The following is a 20,720-nucleotide window of genomic DNA, read 5'->3' as shown; positions in this document are numbered from 1 at the left end:
GAGCCTACGGGGTTATTGCAGTCAGTTTTGTGAAGCCGAGGTTAGTTCGCAGGCTTCAGCATGTACCCGGCACCGCGAACCGTGTGCAGCATTGTCGGGCGACCGGTGTCGATCTTCTTGCGGAGATACGACACGTAGAGCTCAACCACCGTCGACTTTCCGGAGAAGTCGTAGGCCCAAACGCGATCAAGGATCTGCGCCTTCGAGAGAACGCGATTCGGGTTACGCATGAGGTACCGCAGAAGCTCGAACTCTGTATTGGTGACGGTGAGAGGTTCTCCGGCACGCTCAACCTCATAGCTCTCTTCATTCAAAGTGAGATCACCCACACGCAACACGGGGTCGGGCTGCAGCGCTGCCGTCATCTGAGAGCGGCGTACGAGACCGCGCAGACGTGCAATAAGTTCTTCCAAGCTAAACGGCTTGGTGACGTAGTCATCTCCACCGACAGTCAGACCATTCACACGATCCTCTACCGAATCGAGCGCGGTCAGGAACAGCACGGGAAGCATTTCACCCGAGCTGCGCAGCTGGGAAAGCATCTGCATGCCGTCAAAGTCGGGGAGCATGATGTCAAACACTGCGACATCAGGTGAGGTCGTGCGGATTTTTTCGAGAGCCTCTTGACCACTCGAAGCGGTATCAACGTGCCATCCCTCGTAGCGCAACGCCATCGCGATAAGCTGCGTGATCGACTCTTCGTCGTCTACGATAAGCGCACGAATTTTGTCCCCGCCACCGTTCTTCGGTGTTTGTGTTGCCATTTTTTACCTGATTCCCTATTACGAATTGCGTCTGTAAAACAGGGTTCCTTCGTACCGATTGACCCTAATCACAGCTGGCGCTTGAACTCTCCACGCTGTCCCCATCGTGGAACCCCTCTTTGAGAGTGTAGTCATTCAGACTGACAAGTTCTCCCAAAAACCGGGGGTTTCCTCCAGTATTTTTAATACTTTCCCGTCGAATCTACTCATGTAGACAATAATGTAATGACTTCTTTGTCGTGTCCCACAACACGAGGTCACAGTACCGTTCTTCATACCCTTGAAACAGCTCAGGAACCGGCGAGTTGGGAGCCACGTTCGGGCCACCATGTCAAACTTACAGGATGCACGACCTTTCACCCGCTTATCTCACAAGAGTCGTCACTGACGGAACCGACCGAATGGCTTGGATGCGCGCGCGGGCACGGGGCATTACCGCAACGGACGTCGCAAAGCTATCGACGCCACACTCAATCAATGCCGCAGCACATGAGAAGCTGCACGGTAGCCGTTTTGTGGGTAATGCTTATACAGAGCACGGCAAAGCTCGCGAACCCGAGATAGCCGCGTGGGTGCTTCGAGAATACGGGATCCTTCCAAGCCAGGCATTGTTTCACGCGGAGGCGGATCTGCGACACCTTGCCACCCCGACGGACTCGCGTTTCGCGAGCAGGGAACTATAGAACTCGCCGAGATCAAAACGACCAACAAGGCATGGCGCACGATCCCAAGGAACTACCTTCGCCAGGTGTGGTGGCAGCAGTACGTGCTCGGCGCAGAGCGCACGCTCATGGTGTGGGAGCGTCACGAAAACTTCGTGCCGGTGGGGGATCCTGAGTGTCGCTGGGTTGACCGCGACGAAACGGAAATCGAACGCCTGGTCAAGCTCGCAAGCCAGCTGATCGATGAACTCATCGCTCGTACCAGCTGAGCCATCTTCTCTGTTACCCCAGAGTCGGGTTCACCACACTGGTGGAGTGCTCATAGTTTCGTTCGCTGAGTTCCTGAAGCGCATCGATGACCCCTCTGATCCTGGCACATCGCTTAGGACAGTACGATCAATTCCGTGAAGCAGCACGACGTCACCTGAGCCACGCATCCGCTGCGCAAGAGTCCGGCTTGACTTCACCTCGCGCACTCTCGCAAGCATGACCTCAGTGCGGTGTCGAACAAAAAACCCGCTCCGCAGAATAATCCGCCTTGTGGTGATGGTTGTTCGGCGGGTTAACCAGATCAAAATAGGGACGATCCCGAACAACAGGGCCAGCAATGCAGCACCCGCCGCCGCGGCGATATTCATCCATGCGTTCGGAAGCCCGCCGACCCAGTAGCCTGTGGCTGCAGCGACGGCGACAAGCACAAGAACTGGCAGAACAAGTCGGCTACCGTGGCGACGAAACCGCACCACCACAATCTCGGGTCGTGAAAAACTTGCGGGTACGGGGCCGAGCGCAGCATCAAAATCTGCGCTCGGCACACCACTGTCTCGAGAAGCCATCCCCCTATTGTGCCTGTTCAGGCGGCGTCAGGGGTTGCAACTACACCACTGAGTTGTCGGCGGCGTCTGCAGCCGGGGCAACAGGAGCGGTTTCTGTCGCTGCACCGCCGCTCTCGGCGGCAACACGTTGCGTAGCCGCTTGTGCCTTCGACGCAATGTCTGTTGTCGAACCAGCGATCTCTTCTGCGGAGCTTGCAAGCCCTTCAGCTGAGCGAGCGAGTGACTCCGCAGTATTTCCCAACTTTTGCACGGTGTCCGAAGTCAGCTGAGAGCTTTCGCGCCCATGTGAAGCCTGCGCGATATCTGCAGTGGGCCTGTTGTAGCCGGCTCGTGGAGCGCTCGAAGCGCGACCTGCCGCGGCGCCAGTGGCGCCCCCAACGACAACTCCATTCAGCATTCCGACCAGGTCGATGCCGACGGTCTCCTTCGTCATCTCAAGCATGCCTTTGATGTTGCCCATCGCGTCAGCCGCAACCTTTGAGGTGCCGTCTGCAGAAACAACGGTCATGCTATCGATAGCGCTAATCGCTTGCGCGTACTCGCCAGCGATCTGAGGCAGCAGCTGAATGAGTTCTTGAGCAAGCACCGCCTGCGACTGCGTTTCAAGCGCGCGAGCGCGGGCGTCGATTGCAATTGCCTCGGCTGTTCCTTTTGCCTCGAGGGCGGCCGCCTCAGCCCTGCCCTCGGCCTCAACCGCCTCAGAGGCAGCGATACGCGCCGCACGGTTTGCGAGGCCTTCACGTTCAATGGCCTTCGCGCGACCCTCGGCCGCTGAAACGGAGGCCGCGGCCTCGGCCTTCGCGAGGGCCTCAACACGGTAAGCCTCGGCCTCAGCGACGGCACGCACGTCGGCGTTCAGCTGCTCGGTGCGGAGCGCAACCTCTTTCTGCGCGGTGATCTGCTGCTGCTGAACAATCGCCTGCTGCTGAATCGCTTGCTCAAGCGGCTCCGCTGCAGATGCCTGCGCGGTTGCTTTGTCAGTCTCTACCTGGATCTCTGCCTGGCGCAGCTTCAACTCACGATTTCGGTCAAGCAGCACCCGCTCGGCAGCAATTTTTGCTTCCTGTGACGCCTGGTACGCATTGGTTTCAGCGATATCGGCTTCCTGGCGCACCTTCGCGGCCTCGGGGCGACCAATGTTCGAGATGTAGTCGGCGCCGTCGCGAATCTCTTGAATCTGCAGAGTATCGACAACTAGACCCTGCTTTGTTAGTGCTTCCTCTGCCGCCTCAAGCACACTCTGTGCAACTACCGCACGATCCCGAATGATCTGGAGCACGGTGAGCCCACCGATGATCGAGCGTAGCGAACCAGAAAGCACTTCTTGGGTGGATTCGTCGATCTCGTCAGAATTCGAGAGGAATCGCTGAGCCGCGGCGCGGATCATCTCTTGTGAGCCGCCAACCTTCACAACGGCAACGGCCTGCGCCTGAATAGTAATACCGTCAGTGGTCTGAGCCCCGGTGACAATTGAGAGCCGACGAGAACGCAGCGAAATTGTGAAAGATTTCTGAACAAACGGAAGCACAAAAACCCCGCCGCCCGTAACAACCTTTTGCCCGGAGAGATCGCGCGTCTTGTTACCCACCTGGTCGACAACTTCTTTGCCTCTGCCACCGGTGACAATGATGGCTTCATCGGGTTTTGCGATGCGGTATCGCTTAATAATGACAAGCGCGATGAGTACGAGTGCGATGACCGCACCAAAGATGCCAATAATGGCAGGGCTAGCAAATATCACGGGGCTCCGATCAAGGGTTCGAGTGGTCGACTGGGCTATCTGTCGAGCCCGTCCCGGGGAGGACCGGCTCAACGCGGACTGATGTAGAAGTGAGGGTCTGCACCACACGTACTGCGGTACCGCGCGCTATTGGAGCGTCAGCTGAGGCGGCGAGCGATACCCGCTCCCCGTGCATGGTCAGTGCAACTTCGCCAAGGCCAGCCTCAGGAATCGCGAGCACGACAGCACCCTCAGCACCGATCAGATCGCTTCCACTCACCGCGGTGCTTGACTCGGCACTGCGAATGAGTCTGCTGAGCCACCAAGCGGCTGCGCCACCCAGAACCCCCACGACCGCTCCGACAACCGCGGCAACGGGAGTCGCCATTCCAGCCCCCACACTGGCAAAAGCGGTGAATCCAAATATTGAGGTAAACGCAGCGATGGTAGTGAGACTCAGTGGACCATCACCAAAATCAAAGGCATCAAAGATTCCGTCGAGCACAAGCGAAAGAATCAGCAGCACACCACCAACGATGCCAATAACGAGAAAAATGCTACCCGCAAAGAGGGAACCGTCAAGGAGCCGATCAACCCAGTTCATGACGCCGTCCAAAGTCCGCCTCCATTGTGACTACCAATTCGCTCCAGTCTACCTATGCGGAAGCAAAGGGCAGTGCCGAAGAGATACTCCGGGTCTCACCAGTCCTCTCAGCCGACAATTAACCCTGCGGTAGTCTCGGCACCGCTGCAAGTAGGTCTCGACTGTATGTGGTACGCGGAGCAGTGAAGAAATCGGCACCACCAATCTCGACAACCTCGCCACTCCGCATTACTACGACTGCATCGCATAGCGCTCGCACGACTCCAAGGTCATGAGAGATGCACAGCAGTGTGAGCCCCAGATCTCGCCGCAGATCCGCCAGAAGCTTGATAATTGCTGCTTGCACAGAGAGGTCAAGCGCGCTCGTTATCTCGTCTGCAAGAAGAACCCGCGGTCTTGCGGCGAGCGCTCGCGCGATCGCGACGCGCTGCTTTTGTCCACCAGAAAGCTCGTGGGGGTAGGCGTCCGCCAGTTCAACTTCCAGGTGCACGAGCGCCAGAAGCTCTTCAACCGATGTGGGGTTACGGTGGTGCCTCAGAAATTCGCGAAGCGTTTGGGCAACGCTCATGCGTGGATTGAGCGAAGAAGCGGGCTCCTGCTGCACCAGCTGAATTCGCGGATCACGCCTGCCGTTCAGATTATTTCCCTCAAAAAGCACATCACCACTCACCAATGACAGCTGACCCGCAATCGCACGCGCAATGCTGGTCTTGCCAGACCCGGACTCACCAACAATACCGAGAGCCCCACCTGACTCGACCTGGAACGAGACATTCTTCACCGCGGCAACACCACCGTATCGAATCTCTGCTGCACGGACTTCAAGCTCAATGGCAGCGCTGCCCTTAGTGGTGACGCCGGAGCGAGGTGCCGGAAGGCCGTCCCGAATTGACGACACGGGCGGCAGCTCCTGCACTGCGTTCACGAGCGCCCGAGTATACGCCTCACGAGGAGCATTCACGATCTGGCGAGTCTTTCCGGTCTCTATAATTCTACCCTGGCGCATCACCACTATGCGCTCGCACACCGAAGCCACCACTGCAAGGTCATGGCTCACAAAAATAAGTGTCAAGCCGCGCTCTCGCCGCAATTGCTGCAGCAGCGTGAGTACCTCACTCTGCACCGTCACATCCAGCGCGGTGGTCGGCTCGTCGCAGAGCAACACCGCAGGATCAGCAGCGAGTGCCATTGCTATGACTACGCGCTGCCGCTGTCCACCCGACAGTTGATGCGGATACGAGCGCGCAATCCGTTCAGGGTCGGGGAGCCTCACCATTTCCAACAGGCTACGTACCTGGTGTTGCGACGCTCTCCCGTCCACCTTAAGAGCTTCACGAAGCTGAGATCCTACTCTGGAGAGCGGGTCAAGAGCGGTGAGTGGATCTTGAAACACCATGCCAATGGTGCCGCCAGCAACAGCGCTCGTCCCTGACTCATGATGCTCTAACACTCGTGTCCCTCGAGGCATCAACCCGAGGATCGCACGCAGCGTCAGGCTCTTGCCTGCGCCGGACTCACCCACAAGTCCCACGGCCTCACCGGGTTGAACGTCGAGATCAATGCCCTTCACCAGCTCACGTGGTTCAGCTGAACCGGTGGTCACAACCCTGAGTCCCCTCAGCCGCACCGCACCGGGAGTGATTTCACCGTTGCGCCGGAGCGAGCTAACCTTCGCGGTGAGACGTCTTGAACGATCGGGACCGCCAGCGACACGCAACACATCTCCGAGCCCGTCGCCCAGCAGTGAAAACGCGATGCCGGTCACGACCACAGCGAGTCCCGGAAGAGTGCTCAACCACCAGTGAGTGGTGATGAACTGCTGGGAATCAGCAATCATCGTACCCCACTCCGGCGTTGGTGCCTGGATTCCCAGGCCAAGGTAGCCCAGCGTCACAATGGCCACCATAATCAGCACAATCTCACTGGCAAGCAGCGCGAGGGCTTGCGGAAGAATGTTTGGCAAGATATGTCGAACCAACACACGCGCGTGCGAAAAACCACCGCCACGCGCCGCTTGAACCCAACCAGAATCACGCAGCGCAGAAACCATCGCGCGCAACACGCGCGCATAGCCGGTCCACCCGACGAGGGCGAACGCAACGATGATGCCGATCTCGCCCGCACCAACCGCAAACACAATCGCAATCACAATCACGTAAAAGGGGAACGCAATGACGGTGTCGGTGACGCGCGAGGCAAGCCAGTCTGTCGCGCCACCGAAGTATCCCGAGACAAGCCCCACCGTCACCCCGATCACAAACGGTGCAGCCGCAGCGGCGAGCGCAACACGAAGATCAGTTTGTGCGGCGAACAGCATGCGTGAGAGCACGTCTCGGCCGAGTTGGTCGGTTCCAAACCAGTGCTCAGGTGAGGGCGGAAGCAACCCACCGGAGAGATCTTGTGAGGTCGGCGAATAGGGTGCGATCACGGGCGCGAAAAACGCGAGGAGCACGATCACGGCGAACAGCAGGGAACCCGCGAGCAACGTGGGCGAGTGCAGCGCTCGCCGCCACGCCCTCATGTTGGATTCCCCTTGGCCGACCGCAACCGTGGATCAAGCAGCGCAGCAAGCGCTCCCGCAACCGTCGTCACGAGGACGACGAGAACGGCGCAATACAGTGCAACTCCCTGAACCACGGGGAAATCTCGGCTCCCGATTGATTGAAACAGCAGTGTGCCAAGACCGTTAACACCAAAAACTTTCTCGACAACGAGCGTGCCACCGATCAGGTACGCAGTGCTGACGCTTAACAGCGTGAGGGTGGGAAGCACCGAGTTTCGCAGCACGTGTCTCCCTAGAATACGTCGTTCGGGCACCCGGGCCGCCCTAAACGTCGTTACAAAATCAGCCTCAAACACTTCAACAAGTTGAGTTCTCAGAGATCGAATGAGCGGCGGAGCAAGTCCGAGCGCAACCGCAAGCGCTGGCAGAAACAGGCTCCGCAGCGGTTCACCCGGCCCCGATCCAACTCCACCGACGGGAAACCAGCGCAGTTGGACGGCAAACACGATGATGAGCAGCAGGCCGACCCAGAACAGCGGCATGCCCATGCCTACCGTGGGCAAAATTCTTACAACGTGGTCTACGAAACCGTCTCTGTTACGCGCCGCCATGACGGCCAAAGGAACGGCGATGACGATTGCAAGCACCACCGCAAGCGCAACAATTCCTAGGCTCACAGGTGCGCGTTCAGCGATGAGCAAACGTGTGGAGGTGCCCGTGACCAGAGAGTTACCCGTATCGAAGTGGGTGAACAACTGCGCCACAAAGTTGCAGAACTGCTGCCACAGCGGCAGATCAAGACCAAGCTGTTCACGCAGGGCAGCGATAGACTCTGGAGTCGCCCGCTCACCAAGAATCATGCGTGCGGGGTCTCCCGGTACCAGCCTCAGTAGAAAAAAGACGGCAATAACCACACCGAGCATCACGGGAAGCACACGCGCAAGCAGCCGCCCGGTCACCCGAGCGACTGTCATCATCGCCTGCTTCACCACGAGTTCACACTATCTTGCATCTCGAACTGCTCCGGGTTGCGTCGTTCAGCGACGCCTGCGAAAGTGCCTCAGCTAGCTGACTGCCTCGATCCACGCATCTTCAAAGCGCACGCTGCCGTTCGGCAACACTGCAAAATCGTGTACTTTGTCGGTCGTCGCCTTGAGGTTCGACGGGAAGAACAGCGGAATGTATGGCACCTGGTCCGCGAGAATCTGCTGAATCTTGCGGTAGATTGCCTCGCGCTCGGGCCCGTCCGGTGTGGCGCGCCCCTTAAGCATGAGTTTGGTCACCTCGTCGTTTGAATAGTGCGTCCAGTACGACTTGCTGAAACCGTCCGGGTCGGCCTGGAAGGTAATGAACCCGTTGGGGTCGGGTGCGTCTGACTGCCCGCTATTCAGCATGAAGTCGTAGTCGTAGGCAAAGAAGCGCTCGCGGAACACGGCGATGTCGAGTTGCTCGATCTTGACTGTGATCCCGATCTCTGCCAATTGCTCTTGAACAGCCTGGGCGATCTGGGCGCGCTGCGAATTGCCGCTCGCGAGCAGCAGCGTGACAGAGAAGCCATCTGGGAACGCAGAGGCCGCGAGTTCCTTTTTGGCCGCCGCGACGTCGTGGGAGAGTGCAATTCCCTTTTCATCGTTCGCCGAATAAAGGATGCTCGGTGGCAGAAGCACGTTGGCCACTTCGGCCGTGTCAAAGGTGGTTGCCCCGGTGATCCCCTCGCGGTCGAGGGCATGGGCGATGGCGCGACGCACGTGCTCATCAGCGAACTCTTTACGCTGTGTGTTAAAGAACACCTGCTCAGTCGACCAGGATTCGGTCTTTGAGAGCACCGTATCGCCAGCGGAGTCAATAGCAGCCGCGTTCGCTGCTGGCACGGTATCGATCGCGTCAATCTGACCGGCGGCAAGCTGCTGCTGTAGTTGTGTGTCGTCAGCGATGAACTTGTAGACGAGACCGTCGAGGTACGGCTTCCCCTTCTGCCAGTAGTGTGTGTTCTTCACGAAGCTGATGTCACCATTCGGATCCCACTTGTCAACAACAAACGGACCGGTACCAACTGGGCTCTTGAAAAACTCTTTCTCAGGCTTACCGCCAAAATCTGCAGGGAAAATGCCGTTCGAAAACCCCGCCAGCTCCGACAAAAACGGCGTGTACTTCTCGCTGAGGGTGATCGTGACCTCACGCTCACCGGTCTCTGTAATCGACTCAATGGGTGCCCCAGCGGCAGCGGCCCCTCAACTTTGAGGTGGCGGCTGAGCGAGAAGTCGACATCTTTTGGTGTCACAGCTTTGCCGTTCGAAAACTGAAGCCCGTCCCGCAGCGTAAACACGTAGCTCAGACCGTCGTCAGAAACCGCGTAGTCGGCAAGCCACGGGATAAGTTTCCCCTTTTCGTCAAAGCTGACGAGAGGCTCGAAAATCTTGTCGATCGCAAATGCATTGTTGGCCGTGATCTGCTGATTGAGATCGAGGTCATTCACGGCTGCCACCCGACCAAAGGTGAGGGTGCCGCCACTCACGGGCTTTGCTGCGCCGCCGCCCTGGGTCTCTGCGGGGGCAGCGCCCGACGCACACCCGCTGAGCAAGAGGGCAGCGGCAAGGGCTGAGGCCGCGAGGGTGAGTCCCCTGCGTCGGGTTCTGATCTGGCGAAGCACGGCTAGTCCTTCCGTTGAGGTGCGCAATTGAGCGCAGCAAAATGGTCTATTAACTGACCGTACAACCATCAGCACGGATGGACCACTTTGGCCACGTGGCACTAAACCAGTTCAATCACTCTGTCGGGCACCCACCTAGCGAGCGCAATTCTGCAAGTTGTTTCGCGCCGATCATCCTTCCCGCCACTATGACGGCCTCAACGGTTTCGGGATCAGCGAACCCGCTTGGTTCCAAAGGGTTTTTTCGCAAGATGACACCATCGGCGATAGAGCCCTCCGCGATCCGGCCGTCAGGCAACGCCGCAGGATCAGCCGCTACCCTCGCGAGCAGGGCCGCACCAGAGCGGGTGGCTGCAAGTAACGTTTCTTCAGGACTCAACCCGGCACCCAAGAGAGCATCAAACTCGAGGCGGTTTGTGCCGTGTTGCTGCGAAGTACCATAATCGGTGCCGAGCGCGACAGTGAGCCCCGCGTCGCGGGCTCGCAGGACGGCCCCGGGATGCACCGCAACTGCATCGTCGACCCGGGCACGGAACGCCCGCGGCAATTTCTTCTCGATAATCATGCGTTGCACCAGGCGGTAGATACGAAGTGTGGGCACATAGGTCATGCCGTTTGCGGCAGCATGCGCTGCCTGCGCGGAAGTCATGTACATGCCGTGTTCAATACTCATCGCCCCCGCAGCAATCGCGTCGTCTATGGCGCTTCCGCCCCAAGCGTGCACCATCACACCTGCCCCCTCTCGATCTGCTCGGCACACCGCGTCACGCAGTTCCGCTCGCGAAAACGCGGGATCTAACTCGGCGGATGGCGAGGCAGCGACCCCCGCGGTTGCGACAAGCTTGATCCACCGTGCCCCCGACGCAAGTGCGTGCTCAGCAGCCGCAGCAACACCCCCGGCCGCGTCGGCCGCAGCACGATCAATAAGAGACACCGAGAGCTGCACACGAGGCCGCGTGCCCCCGGAACCCCACGCAGTGCAGCCGCTGTGAGCCCACCAGCGTCACGCACACTCGTCACACCCGCGGCAAGGGTGCGTGCGAGTGCGGCGGCGGTTGCCAATCGCACGTGCTCGGGATCCGCGGATTCCCTGTCGGAGGCAGCAAACTCGTGCCAGGCCGCGTGCAGGTGTGCATCAACGACTCCCGGAATGATCCAGAGCCCAGTGCCGTCAAGATCCGTGGGCTGCGGGTCACCTCCCAGCGCAAACGTACCGTCGGCCCAGCTCACACGAGTGGGTTGCGTAAAATCGCCACGATCCGTCAGCACACGGAGCGAGTGTGCCGCTTCTGCAGCCCCCGGTGCCCACCGGTCGCATCCGGCTGGACGCCTCCACCCCTATTCACTGCGCCGCACGCTCGGTTGTGTTCGTAGCTGGCAACCACACACCAATTCGCGCACCGCGGCCACCCGGCGCACAGGTGGCGTACACTCCCCCGTCGAAGCGGTGAGCTATCTCAGAGACAAGGGCGAGTCCGAGTCCGTAGTGGCGACCCGAGCGCGGCTCGGAGTCACGGTTGTGTACCCGGCTGCTCGCAAACCGTTCGAACAGGTGCTGCTCAGCATCCACGGGCAAACCGGGGCCGTCGTCCAAGACCTCAAACAGCACACGTTTTGCTTCATGCCTCACCTCGATCACCACACTCGACTCGGCGTGATCGAGCGCATTCTCGAGCAGGGCTGTCGCTGCACGCTGCAACGCAGCAGCTCTGGCCCGCACCAGCGCGTGCGCAGGAACATGCCCAAGCTTCAGCACAATCGATCTCTCGGCGGCATATTCTGTGAAGCGAGCATAGATTTCACGGGCGACCCCGACCAACTCAACTGTCTCCAGTTCTCCATCAGCGCGCGGGTCAGCCGCCAAAAGAAGATCCTCTAAAATTTCGGTCAATTGGTTCGCGTCAGTAATCAATTCATCTAGACCAGCTGGGTCTTCATTCGCAGCGACAGCGCTGCGTCGTAACATTTGCGCTCGTGTGCTCATGAGAGTGAGTGGCGTACGAAGCTCGTGACTTGCGTCAGCTATGAAGCGCCGCTGGATGGCGAGTGCCTCCGCCATTGGACGCATCGCACGCCTGGCCATGAGAGCTGCAAGACCGGCGCCAACCAGCGTCGCCACGAGACCCGACGCGAGCAGCGCTGCCAATAAGCGCCGCAGCTCTTCCTCTGTTTCGTGTGTGTTGAGTGCGACCTGCACAACACGATCCCCTGCGGAGAGGTCAAAACCAGAAAAGGATCACCGCCAATAGTCACTCGGCCAACTTCTTCAGCGCCAGTCTGCGCGACCCGCTCTATTGCGTCTGTGTCCGGCAGTCCGGGCGGAAGTTTGGGTGGAACCTGAGCCCGGTCAGGTCGCTGCGGGCCGCCCCAGAAGGTCACCAGCATATCGCTGGGCGCGTCCTGGGGAGAATCCATACGAACGGCGCTCTGCAGCGCGCGCTCGTTGGCCTCGTCAGTACTGCCCGCAACGATTGAGTACACCAGCACGCCCACCAGCGCCAGAATTACGAAGATGAGACCCGCAAATTGCGCGGTGAGCCGCGCGAGCATACCCGGTCGCCGCACAAACGAACGCTTTGAACTCGTCACGACGGCATCCGCCCGAGTCGATACCCGATTCCCCGCACGGTTTCGACGGTGTTTCGACCATTCTTCTTGCGGAGATAGTGCACGTAAGTGTCGATGATGCCAAGATCCTCGGCTTCTGGGAACACCCCGCGCAGAAGGTCAGCGCGTGAGAACACCTGGCTAGGGTGCCGCGCAAACAGTTCAAGCAGGTCACACTCCCGTTCAGAGAGGTGGATCACAGATCCTTCTTTCTGCGAAATCGCACGACTCTGGGTGTCAAGAGAACCACCGGGAATGGACAGCACCGGTGTGCTCGAGAGTACCCGCCGCTGTAGCGCACGAATGCGGGCGAGAAGCTCGTCAATATCGAACGGCTTTGAGAGGTAATCTTCGGCGCCTCGGTCAAGCCCTTCTACCCGGTCAGCGGGGTTCGCGAGCGCTGAAAGAATAAGTGCTGGGGTGAGCACACCACGAGACCGGAGTTTTGTGAGCACATCGAGTCCTTCGATGGCGGGCAACCCACGGTCGAGCAACAGCACATCAAAGCGCTGCGTGAGCCCTTCGTGCAACCCTCGTTGACCGTCTCGGGCCGACACCACTTCGTACCCCTCTGACCGCAACAGATCAACCAGCATTGATAGGAGGCGTGGGTCATCCTCCACCACGAGAACTCTGGCCGTTTCCGTCACACCTGAATTATAGGAAGAACTCCACCAGACAGTCATGCAGTTTGGAGTTTCATGGCGCTAAACGCAGGAGATTGCTGGGGTGCTGCTTGCAGAGTGGAGTTGCAGCGCAACCGAGGCGATGCCCAGATAGTTGCTTGTGTATCCACCGCAACAACATCTACGTCTCGATACTCAAGCACACTCTGCATGGTCTCGGAGCCACCAGAGACAATGGCTGTTGCCAGCACATCCGCTTTTTCAATAGACCCCGCAACCACGGTGGCCTGCTGAATGTCGGAGCGCTCGTTCGTGCGCCAAATGTGGTCCCCACGTTCTGAGGTGCCCGACGTCGCCACTGCCTTCTGGGCCCCTTCAAGTGATGCCGCACAAAGCAGTCGGGCTCTATCGGAGGGGTCAACGATCCCAAATCTCCACGAACCGTCACCGGCGGCACCCGCTGCCAGCAGATCACCCCCTGCGTTGAGCATCCAGTTCGCGGGGCCCTGATCCTCAAGCAACTTCCCTGCCGCCGCGATCGCGACCGCCTTCACGATGCCGCTCAGATCAAGCACGCCGTCAGGCCTGTAGGGAGTGAATGCTCGGTCTGTGAGCTGTTCCCACTCAACAGATTGGGCATACACACGGCGAAATGCCTCGCTAGCGCGGGTAAGGGAGAGTTCGCCCCCGCAATTTGGGAGGCTTCTGAGTCTGGTCGGTACAGGCTAAAACGATGGTCGTACTCTGCAAATACTCGTTCAACACCCCGCGCCACCTCGTCACGAAGCGGCGCAAGAGACTGGATGCTCACAACCGTACCCATGGTGGAAAAGACGTGAGTGAACATGATTAGAGTCCTGCCTGATCAATAGCGGCTTGCAGCGAGGAGATGTACCCCTCGCTCGTGTAGGTTGCCCCCGAGACCGACTGGATCGATGCAGATTGGGCGTTCAGCGCTTCTTGACGCAGCACGGGTTCGGCCCGGTTACTAATACTCACTGATCTGCCGTTCGAGTCGGTCAAGTGAAGCGCCGATACGTCGGTAATGGTTCCCTTGGCAACCGTAATCTGCACTTGGACATTGCCATAGGGAGTCTGTGAGACTGCGCCAACGAACGTTCCGTCAACACCAGTCACAGCCTGGGTCTGAGTCGGAGCTGCCGTCGAAATGGCTGGCTGAATCGTCGTCCCGATTTGCCACCCAACACCGAGCACCGCCGAGGTCGAAAGAATACCGATTGCAAGTGCACGTTTTCTCATCAGTCAAACCTCTCTACGTGGATTTGATGAGGCTGCAGCCCCGCGGCCCGCGCCTCAAGAAGTACTGCGTTCGCCCAACCTTTTGGACCGCAGAAGTAAAAATCTGACTCGAGTAAGTGGGGAAACAAGCTGAGTAGTGACACTCCGTTCGAGGCGGCCTCAGCCGACATCCACGAAGATTGTCCGCTGGCCCGTCGACCCACCATCGCCGAGATAGAGGAACCTGTGAGCTGAGCAAGGCGCTCGACCTCACCCCAAAGATAGGTCTGACTGCTATCGCTTCCGCGCAACAGAATGGTGGCTTCTCCCGGGCGGAGTGCGGAGTGTTCGAGCAGCGCACGAACCGGGGTGACCCCAATTCCGGCCGACATGATTGACAGGTACGGCGAAGTGCGGGTCTTGCTCGTAAATGTTCCGTAGGGTCCGGCAAAACTCACCCGTGTTCCTGGTTTCACCCCGGCTATCGCGCGGGTTCCAGCACCGCTCACCTTGAGTGTCACACGAACAGCGGCCGGGTTCGGAGCTGCTGAGAAAGAGAGCGGATGGGCATGCCACCAGGTCCCTCGTGACCAGAATCGCCACACCGCGTACTGTCCACCAACCGCTTGGAAGGCATCCAGGTTGTCTCCCGAGAGATAAATTGACACAACGTCGTTCGAGACCCGCTCCACCGCGAGCACCCTGAACGAGTGCTTCAACGTCGCCACGATCGGACGCACAAACCGGAACACCAGAATCGACGCAAAAGCCACGACGTAGAGGGTGATCCAGTAGGTTCGCTGCAGGGTTCCTTCTCCGAGCACGGCTCCAGCACTGAGCTGGTGTGGCAACGCCACCACCACCGCAGCGTAGCTCACCAGATGAATCGCATGCCACACCTCGTAGGGCAGACGCTTTCTCACCGCAACAATCGATGTGCCAACAACAACAAGCATTAGCCCCAACCCCACATAGGCGGTAGGCATGTCTGGGGTACCCAGGAGCGCGGCGGTCTCAGACACGATGCCGTCCCCGTTTTCGAGCGAGTAGGCAACAGTCAGCAGCAGCCCGTGAGCAATCAGCAAGAGCAGTGCGGGCTTACCCAGTTTGCCGTGCAGGATCATCGCTCTGTCTTGACCTACCGCCCGGTCAATCAGAGGAATGCGTGCGGCAAGCACCAGCATGATCAAAATCAGATTCGTGCCTATCAGGCCGGCGACAATCCCAGCGCCTTCAAGCGCGGTGCCAGGATCCACCACCGCGGCTAATCCACCTGAGGAGAGGTAGAGCGCCACCGCAACTCCGGTAGACACCCAGCACGCCACAATGAGCACGTCAAAAACCAATAGTCGTTTACGGGAGGCAGCAGGTAGGCGCACCTTCGAGGAGCTCAGAGGTGGCTTCAAGAGCTTCTGGGATCGATCTATGACAGTCATTGCCGTCTCCTCACTTGCGTTTCGTAAGCGCGTGAGTTCATGATCCAGCGAAAATCTTCCAGCATTCTTAGAAGAGATGCGAAGTCCGCTTCGTCGCGCAAGGTCGCCGGTCGACCAGGGGCGCAACTCTGAAAACCTGTCTTGCCGGTAAGCTGTACGGGTGACCAGCACTTCTGATCCTTCCCCCGCACAGTCCGCCCGCACAGGCTCTACCCTGGTGCTGTTGCGCGGAGCTTTCCACCTCATCGCCATCGTCGCGGTGACGGTGTGGGGATTTGTCGAGTGGCCGCTTCCCTTCCCTGGCGTCCTGACCGGCATCGGGTTTCTTGTACTTTCGGTGCTCCTCTGGGCGCTCTTCCTCTCCCCGCGACCGGTGCTACGAACTGATCGCTTCGGGCAGGCGCTCGTTGAGTTGTTGCTGCTCGCGGCTGCGGTCGCCGCAATGCTGACCTTCGGCATCTTCTGGGTGTGGGCCGCGCTGTTCGGCATCATCGCGGCGACTGTCGGTTACCTCGCTTCGACGCCGCGTCGCTAGCCTCAAGGCCGACCTCCCGGAATACAGAGGCAGTCAGCGCCGTTACAGTCGGCATGAGCAACTCCCCCATTCAAGCGGTCGCCGGTGCGAATGCCGCCGAGCTGATCCTCGGCCTCGATACCTTCGGCGACATCACCCACACCCCAAGTGGCGAACCCGAGAGTCACGCCCAGGTTCTCCGCAACGTTGTTGAGCAGGCGGTTCTCGCCGACCAGCTCGGCATTGACGCAATCACTCTCGGTGAGCACCACCGCGATGACTTCGCCATCAGTGCACCCGAAATCACGCTCGCGGCCATCGCGGGAAAGACCGAGCGGATCCTGCTGGGAACCGGTGTGACAATTCTGTCGAGCGACGATCCCGTGCGAGTCTACCAACGCTTCGCGACGCTCGACGCGGTGAGCAACGGGCGCGCAGAGGTGATCCTCGGGCGAGGCTCGTTCACCGAGTCCTTCCCGCTATTTGGTTACGACCTCAGTGACTACGAGGCGCTCTTTGCAGAAAAGCTCGACCTGTTCGATCTGCTACGCCGCGAAGGTCCGGTGACCTGGTCGGGCAAACACCGCAGTCCACTCGTAAATCAGCACATCTACCCGACAACGGAGCAGCCGAACGGAGTGCGTTCCTGGATCGGTGTCGGCGGCAGCCCGCACTCGGTGCTGCGTAGCGTGCAATCAGGCATCCCAATGATGCTCGCTATTATTGGTGGTGATCCTTCCCGCTTCTTGCCGTTCGCAAACCTGTACCGGCAGACACAGGACGAGCTGGGCCGCGCCCCGATGCCCTTAGGCGTGCACTCACCGGGGCATGTCGCCGAGACCGACGCGGAGGCTCGAGATCAGTTGTGGCCGCACTTCGAGAAGAACCGTAACCGCATCGGTTCCGAACGAGGCTGGCCGAACACCACTCGCGCCGAGTTTGAACGCGAGGCAGATTCTGGGTCCCTGTATGTTGGCTCTGCCGAAACGGTCGCGCAGCGCATAGCCGCAACCGTGCGCACACTCGGGGCTGATCGCTTCGATCTCAAGTACTCGAGCGGCACGATGCCGCACGAGCAACTCATCTCAAGCATCGGACTCTACGGCACCGCGGTGATCCCGCGCGTACGCGAACTGCTGGCCGAGAGCTACGCGGAATAGCGGGAGGCATCCCAGCGTTGTCTCCCGCATGAGTTCCCTCCCGCTCGCCGACAGCTCGGCGCCCTTGGCTCCGCGCAATTCCGCTGCGGCCATCGACCGCGTGCTCGCGGGCATTGACGCTCGCCTGCTGCGTCAGCACCGCGTCACGCTGAAGCCCAAAGACGTCATCGCGGTACCAAAAAACAGCGTGACACTGGTCTATGTGATCAACGGCACCATTGGTGTGGACACACTTTCTCGTGCAGCGCAGTACACGAGCGGTGACGCCCTGCTCTTTACCGGCCAGCACCCCCACTCGCTGCGAACCTCCGATCCCGCGTTTATTTTTGTGTCGTCACTCGACTTCACCGAATCTGCGGCGCACCTTCTTGCGTTGCTGCCAGACACCATTACCGTGCGTGACCTGCTAACAAGTGAGCCGGCCGTTGCAGCTCTTGCCTCACAGCTCGGCCCAGACGTCAGCTACGATCAAGACCCCTGCGCCGATCAGATCGGCAGCTCGGTGGTGTGCAAGATGATGGCAAACACTGTACTCGTGACGGTCATTCGGGCTTGGGTGCTGCGTGGCTGCGCCCCGGCCGGGTGGCCATCGTCTACGAATGACCCATTTTTAGATCGAGTGGTCGAGGCGATCCACGCCGATCCCGGTAAAGAATGGACCCTCGACACCCTCGCCAAGGCTGGAGCGATGTCACGTTCCTCTTTTGCCGAACGCTTCAGATCTGCAACCGGGGTGTCACCGGTGAATTACGTCACCGAGGTGAGAATCCGCTCAGCGCAAGAGCTGCTTGCTCAAGGGGTTGGTGTTTCCGAGGTGTCACGCATGATCGGCTACGGTTCGGACGACGGCTTCAGCCGCGCCTTCCGGCGTCACGTTGGCAAGTCACCGTCAGCTTGGCGCATCGACGCAACGCAGACACCCGCGGCATAACCAGCACAGGCGCCCGCTGCATAACCAGCACTGGCGTCCGCGGCATAAATACCACGGGCGCCAGCGAGAGGTTGTCTCGGCAGCTACTACTGTTTGCTGTGCCGCTCCGAAATCCTGTCGGAGAGCCCAAACTGCAGTGCACCAAGCAGCAACAGAATCGCCGCCGTAACAAACACGGGTCCGATCCCGAGCACGTCGACTAGCGCCCCGCCCGCGGCAGCGGCAATCATGATGCCGGACTGGAACCCAACAACGATCAGGCTTCCGCCAGCCTCCAGCTGATCGGGTAGCCGGTGCCCAGCCCAGGTGTTCGCGATGAGCAACCACGATGCAAAGAAAAATCCCCACGCAAACACCGCGACTCCGGTTGCCCACAGGGATCCGGAAGCCGCCGCGACAAGCAGCACAAACCCAGCGATGACCAGCGGAGTGAGAACGGCGAGCACGCGGTAGCGACGATCCACAATCATGCCAATGACGGCGTTGCCAATGAGACCGCCCAACCCAAAGAAGGCAAGCAAGATAACGATGGTGTCGGCTCCGATCCGAGTTCCGCCCTCACTTACCCGTTCAAGCGCCACCCGCACGTAGGTGTACGCAAGAAAGTGGCCAGCAACAACAAACACGTTGGCGACAACACCGAACCCGATGCCTGGCCTGCGAAGTGCAGCGACCAGCGTCGACAGCCGTGCCGATCCCGCGGCCGGCACCGACGGCAGCATCACACGCAACACCACAGCAAGAATGGCGCTCAGCAGGGCCGCAACACCAAACACACCGCGCCAATCAATCAGCTCACTCAGCATCACTCCCAGCGGCACCCCGGCCACCGTCGCCAGCGAAACACCCGCGGAGTTGAACATGACCGCGCGCCCAAGACGTTCCGGCCCTGCGACACGAGCGGCTACCGTGATCGACATCGACCAGAAACCAGAAATGGCGACACCCAGCAAAAAACGCGCGAAAATCACGAGGATCAGGCTCGGGGCAACCGCAACCAGCGCGTTCGAAATTGTTGCGGCAATCGCCATCCATATCAGCAGTGAACGCCGGTCAAGGCGCGGCAGCAGTATGCCCACCGTTGGGGCGGCCAGCAGGCCAGCGAGCGCCGTGATCGACACCATCTGGCCTGCCTGGCCCGTTGTCACGCCCAGGCCCTCGGCAATTCGAGTGAGCATGCCGCTCGGCAAGAACTCGGCCGTGACCAAAAAGAAGCTCATGAGCATCATCGTGATCAGCGCGCCGTACGGCATGCCTTGTTGGTGCGCGGCGTTCTGCTTGTGCGCGGTCGTTTGCAGTGGAATGGGGGCAGTCGTTGTCATGTTTCCATGTTCCCCGGGTTTCGAGCGCTCCACCCGACTCGCTGTCCCGACCGTCCGACCGATCATCCAGCGCTCACACGATTATGCCTGCAGTTCCCGCCACTCACCGTTTGCCGCCTCGGTTGGCATGCCGTCGAGGATGCGGATCGTTCGCGCGTCGGGGTCGGTTTCGATGGTGGCGAGAGTCGCCCAGCGTTCCCCGTACTGCTTAGACATGTCGGCAACGCAGCTGAGGGGCGGATCACCGGCACCGCTTACCAACAGCTCCACCATTGCGGGGAGATCACCGGGCGCACCCGAGCCCAGCCGCTCCCGGATGAGTATCAGTCTCTCTGTCGAGTCGGGTTCATAAACTTCGGTCTTCTGCTCAGCGAGTGGGGTGCTGTTTTGAAAGTGGTTCGTGCGCTGCACGGCCCCGTCAACCTCGGCGATTTCGAAGATGCCGGTCGGGCTCATCTCGACCGACACGGCCTCAGTTCCGTCGAGCATCGTGAACGCCGACGACGAGGCAATCGGCGCGGAGCTGATCAGGTCGATTGCTTCACGCACGGTCGCACACTCAGAAAGCACAGCGGAAGAGAGCACGTGCATCGGAACTCCCCTGGTCCGTCAGCCTGATGCCCCAAGATGTTGAAGTGCAGGGCGAGACCGGCCTCGTTGACGCCGATCTTACTTACAATGCCCTGTTCGGTCAGGCCCGCGTAACGATAACCCGGGCCGGTGACCTCGTGTGTGTGCCAGAACGGATCAAGTTCAATATGCCAGTCCCAGGTCTGCACCCCGTAGCGGTGTCCATTGATCTGCGCAGTCACGGTCGAGCACTCGCTCGATCCGCGCGGCCCCATTGCGATGATCTCGGTCCGCGCGTTCAGCGCCGCAATCTGAGCGAGTTGGAGGCCCGACCCCTCGGCGATCCCCGCGAGTTCTTCGACCACAGCAGGTCGCCACTCATGCAGTACCTCGATCACGCGGTCAGCACCCTCGTGCTCTTGCGCCTCGCTCACCCCCAGCACACGAAAAAGCTCTGCGTACCTCGTGTAGGCAGCGGTAAGACTGCCTCGCAGTTGTGTGCCTCGGCTGAGGCCAAGCTCGCGACTCGTCGCGCCAGCAACTCGCAGGTGCAGCCGTTCGGTGGTGTTCAGCATC

At 59.8% G+C, this 20,720-nt stretch carries 17 protein-coding genes and 4 pseudogenes; 4 read left to right on the top strand and 17 right to left on the bottom strand.

Annotated elements, in window-relative coordinates; translation table 11 throughout:
• Positions 1 to 41 precede the first annotated feature (41 nt).
• A complete protein-coding gene (locus G7066_RS03405) occupies positions 42 to 764 on the bottom strand; it encodes a response regulator transcription factor (RefSeq protein WP_166328992.1) in 723 nt (240 codons plus the stop codon).
• 344 nt (positions 765 to 1,108) lie between these two features.
• On the opposite strand from G7066_RS03405, the pseudogene G7066_RS03400 reads away from it, so the two are divergent.
• Positions 1,109 to 1,695: pseudogene (locus G7066_RS03400) on the top strand (YqaJ viral recombinase family protein).
• 30 nt (positions 1,696 to 1,725) lie between these two features.
• Here G7066_RS03400 and G7066_RS03395 read toward each other — a convergent pair.
• The 14 genes and pseudogenes from G7066_RS03395 to G7066_RS03340 form a co-directional block, all read right to left on the bottom strand.
• Positions 1,726 to 2,262: a PH domain-containing protein gene (locus G7066_RS03395; protein ID WP_244303249.1), complete on the bottom strand. Its 537-nt coding sequence runs from the start codon at positions 2,260 to 2,262 to the stop codon at positions 1,726 to 1,728.
• A gap of 40 nt (positions 2,263 to 2,302) precedes the next feature.
• Complete coding sequence (locus G7066_RS03390; protein ID WP_166328990.1) at positions 2,303 to 4,003, bottom strand: flotillin family protein; 1,701 nt, start codon at positions 4,001 to 4,003, stop codon at positions 2,303 to 2,305.
• A gap of 10 nt (positions 4,004 to 4,013) precedes the next feature.
• Positions 4,014 to 4,586: an NfeD family protein gene (locus tag G7066_RS03385; RefSeq protein ID WP_244303248.1), complete on the bottom strand. Its 573-nt coding sequence runs from the start codon at positions 4,584 to 4,586 to the stop codon at positions 4,014 to 4,016.
• Between the two features lie 118 nt (positions 4,587 to 4,704).
• Positions 4,705 to 7,107: an ABC transporter ATP-binding protein/permease gene (locus G7066_RS03380; RefSeq protein ID WP_166328986.1), complete on the bottom strand. Its 2,403-nt coding sequence runs from the start codon at positions 7,105 to 7,107 to the stop codon at positions 4,705 to 4,707.
• Complete coding sequence (locus G7066_RS03375) at positions 7,104 to 8,081, bottom strand: ABC transporter permease (RefSeq protein ID WP_244303247.1); 978 nt, start codon at positions 8,079 to 8,081, stop codon at positions 7,104 to 7,106. Before G7066_RS03375 ends, G7066_RS03380 begins: the two co-directional genes overlap by 4 nt.
• Positions 8,082 to 8,153: 72 nt before the next feature.
• A complete protein-coding gene (locus G7066_RS03370; protein ID WP_280116287.1) occupies positions 8,154 to 9,257 on the bottom strand; it encodes an ABC transporter substrate-binding protein in 1,104 nt (367 codons plus the stop codon).
• A 113-nt stretch (positions 9,258 to 9,370) separates the two neighbouring features.
• A pseudogene (locus tag G7066_RS16840) lies at positions 9,371 to 9,808 on the bottom strand (hypothetical protein); the annotation flags it as partial.
• A gap of 46 nt (positions 9,809 to 9,854) precedes the next feature.
• Positions 9,855 to 10,673, bottom strand: coding sequence for an amidohydrolase family protein (locus G7066_RS03365; protein ID WP_341873848.1), 819 nt, complete (start codon positions 10,671 to 10,673; stop codon positions 9,855 to 9,857).
• Positions 10,674 to 10,786: 113 nt separating this feature from the next.
• A pseudogene (locus tag G7066_RS17310) lies at positions 10,787 to 10,969 on the bottom strand (amidohydrolase family protein); the annotation flags it as partial.
• A 112-nt stretch (positions 10,970 to 11,081) separates the two neighbouring features.
• Positions 11,082 to 11,936, bottom strand: coding sequence for a sensor histidine kinase (locus G7066_RS03360; RefSeq protein WP_166328984.1), 855 nt, complete (start codon positions 11,934 to 11,936; stop codon positions 11,082 to 11,084).
• A gap of 388 nt (positions 11,937 to 12,324) precedes the next feature.
• Entirely contained in the window at positions 12,325 to 12,996 is a 672-nt protein-coding gene (locus G7066_RS03355; protein WP_244303246.1) for a response regulator transcription factor, read from the bottom strand.
• Between the two features lie 32 nt (positions 12,997 to 13,028).
• Positions 13,029 to 13,616: an FAD:protein FMN transferase gene (locus G7066_RS03350; RefSeq protein WP_166328980.1), complete on the bottom strand. Its 588-nt coding sequence runs from the start codon at positions 13,614 to 13,616 to the stop codon at positions 13,029 to 13,031.
• A 205-nt stretch (positions 13,617 to 13,821) separates the two neighbouring features.
• On the bottom strand, positions 13,822 to 14,232 hold the full coding sequence (locus G7066_RS03345; protein ID WP_166328978.1) for an FMN-binding protein: 411 nt from the start codon (positions 14,230 to 14,232) through the stop codon (positions 13,822 to 13,824).
• Positions 14,232 to 15,647: a ferredoxin reductase family protein gene (locus G7066_RS03340; protein ID WP_166328977.1), complete on the bottom strand. Its 1,416-nt coding sequence runs from the start codon at positions 15,645 to 15,647 to the stop codon at positions 14,232 to 14,234. The genes G7066_RS03345 and G7066_RS03340 overlap by 1 nt, the downstream gene beginning before the upstream one ends.
• Before the next feature lie 160 nt (positions 15,648 to 15,807).
• On the opposite strand from G7066_RS03340, the gene G7066_RS03335 reads away from it, so the two are divergent.
• Genes G7066_RS03335 through G7066_RS03325 form a run of 3 tightly spaced genes read left to right on the top strand, consistent with a single transcriptional unit; the run spans position 15,808 to position 18,252 of the window.
• A complete protein-coding gene (locus G7066_RS03335) occupies positions 15,808 to 16,182 on the top strand; it encodes a DUF2568 domain-containing protein (protein WP_166328975.1) in 375 nt (124 codons plus the stop codon).
• Between the two features lie 53 nt (positions 16,183 to 16,235).
• Complete coding sequence (locus G7066_RS03330; protein WP_166328974.1) at positions 16,236 to 17,321, top strand: LLM class flavin-dependent oxidoreductase; 1,086 nt, start codon at positions 16,236 to 16,238, stop codon at positions 17,319 to 17,321.
• Between the two features lie 28 nt (positions 17,322 to 17,349).
• Entirely contained in the window at positions 17,350 to 18,252 is a 903-nt protein-coding gene (locus G7066_RS03325; protein WP_166328973.1) for a helix-turn-helix domain-containing protein, read from the top strand.
• Positions 18,253 to 18,338: 86 nt separating this feature from the next.
• Here G7066_RS03325 and G7066_RS03320 read toward each other — a convergent pair whose 3' ends face one another.
• Both G7066_RS03320 and G7066_RS03315 read right to left on the bottom strand, forming a co-directional pair.
• Positions 18,339 to 19,574, bottom strand: coding sequence for an MFS transporter (locus G7066_RS03320; RefSeq protein WP_166328972.1), 1,236 nt, complete (start codon positions 19,572 to 19,574; stop codon positions 18,339 to 18,341).
• Positions 19,575 to 19,655: 81 nt separating this feature from the next.
• Positions 19,656 to 20,719: pseudogene (locus G7066_RS03315) on the bottom strand (C45 family autoproteolytic acyltransferase/hydrolase).
• Position 20,720 lies beyond the last annotated feature (1 nt).

Source organism: Leucobacter coleopterorum (genome assembly GCF_011382985.1).
In the GTDB taxonomy this organism is placed as follows: Bacteria; Actinomycetota; Actinomycetes; order Actinomycetales; family Microbacteriaceae; genus Leucobacter; species Leucobacter coleopterorum.
The sequence above is the reverse complement of the archived record's forward strand: the minus strand, read 5'-3'. Positions and strand labels throughout refer to the sequence as shown.

Coding starts and splice junctions, on each gene's coding strand:
- G7066_RS03380 (WP_166328986.1), bottom strand. CDS start 7,107: ATGAGGGCGTGGCGGCGAGCGCTGCACTCGCCCACGTTGCTCGCGGGT.
- G7066_RS03330 (WP_166328974.1), top strand. CDS start 16,236: ATGAGCAACTCCCCCATTCAAGCGGTCGCCGGTGCGAATGCCGCCGAG.
- G7066_RS03340 (WP_166328977.1), bottom strand. CDS start 15,647: ATGACTGTCATAGATCGATCCCAGAAGCTCTTGAAGCCACCTCTGAGC.
- G7066_RS03325 (WP_166328973.1), top strand. CDS start 17,350: ATGAGTTCCCTCCCGCTCGCCGACAGCTCGGCGCCCTTGGCTCCGCGC.
- G7066_RS03385 (WP_244303248.1), bottom strand. CDS start 4,586: ATGAACTGGGTTGATCGGCTCCTTGACGGTTCCCTCTTTGCGGGTAGC.
- G7066_RS03395 (WP_244303249.1), bottom strand. CDS start 2,262: ATGGCTTCTCGAGACAGTGGTGTGCCGAGCGCAGATTTTGATGCTGCG.
- G7066_RS03405 (WP_166328992.1), bottom strand. CDS start 764: ATGGCAACACAAACACCGAAGAACGGTGGCGGGGACAAAATTCGTGCG.
- G7066_RS03320 (WP_166328972.1), bottom strand. CDS start 19,574: ATGACAACGACTGCCCCCATTCCACTGCAAACGACCGCGCACAAGCAG.
- G7066_RS03345 (WP_166328978.1), bottom strand. CDS start 14,232: ATGAGAAAACGTGCACTTGCAATCGGTATTCTTTCGACCTCGGCGGTG.